1 protein-coding gene is annotated in these 853 nt (G+C 63.1%); it reads right to left on the minus strand.

What is annotated here, in order from left to right; translation table 11 throughout:
- On the minus strand, positions 1 to 368 hold a 368-nt coding region (locus CCL05_RS19235), incomplete at its 3' end, for an ATP-binding protein (RefSeq protein WP_244204324.1).
- Between the last annotated feature and the right edge of the window lie 485 nt (positions 369 to 853).

Genomic DNA, 853 nt, shown 5'->3' on the forward strand with positions numbered 1-853 from the left:
CCGGCGGCAAGTTCGGCGGCGTGCAGCTTGGTCATGACGACCTCGACACCGGAGAGGCCGGTCTTGGGCTCGACGTCGACCGGGATGCCCCGGCCGTTGTCCCGGACCTCGACGGAGCCGTCGTCCTGGAGGATGACCTCGATGTGGTCGCAGTAGCCACCCAGGGCCTCGTCGACGGAGTTGTCGATGATCTCCCAGAGGCAGTGCATCAGGCCACGGCTGTCGGTCGACCCGATGTACATACCGGGGCGCTTCCGCACGGCCTCGAGCCCCTCGAGGACGAGCAGGTGCCGCGCGGTGTAGTTGGAACCGTCCCGGTCTGCTCCTGCCAGCAGAGCTGTGGACGGCACGGACGTCTCGGCGGTCACGCGGTTCGCTCCTCGCTGAATTTCAGATGGGGCCCTCATGGGTAAGGGCGCGGCTTCAGTCACCGGTGAGAGGGTACCGAGGCCTGGTAGAGCCGTTGTAACGCCACCCTCGTCGGAAACTCACCCTAGTCCAGACTCGCATGCCTGTTCGATCCCTCGTTGGAGTGAAGCACACATCACGTTCCCTTCCAGGCATGAACCATTTAGGCTCCGGGCACGTCCTCATGAACAACCGGCAACCCAGCCGGGAGGACCGACCACCGATACAACGCGAAGCTCCGTAAGACACATAGACACGCAATACGGCACATTCGCCGCCAACCGGCAGCAGACAGCCGCCTCGCAAAGATTTTTCGAGGAAAAGCCACGAGCGGGAACGTTTTGGGGCTGGTTGGATGTTGACCCTGGTACGACAGCTCGTCGAGCTAGAGAAGAGGCGACGTGACTACTGTTCTGACCCCTGCGAGCCAGTTGACGGCCGCTGA

It is taken from the genome of Streptomyces africanus (genome assembly GCF_002150735.1).
Lineage (GTDB): Bacteria > Actinomycetota > Actinomycetes > Streptomycetales > Streptomycetaceae > Streptomyces > Streptomyces africanus.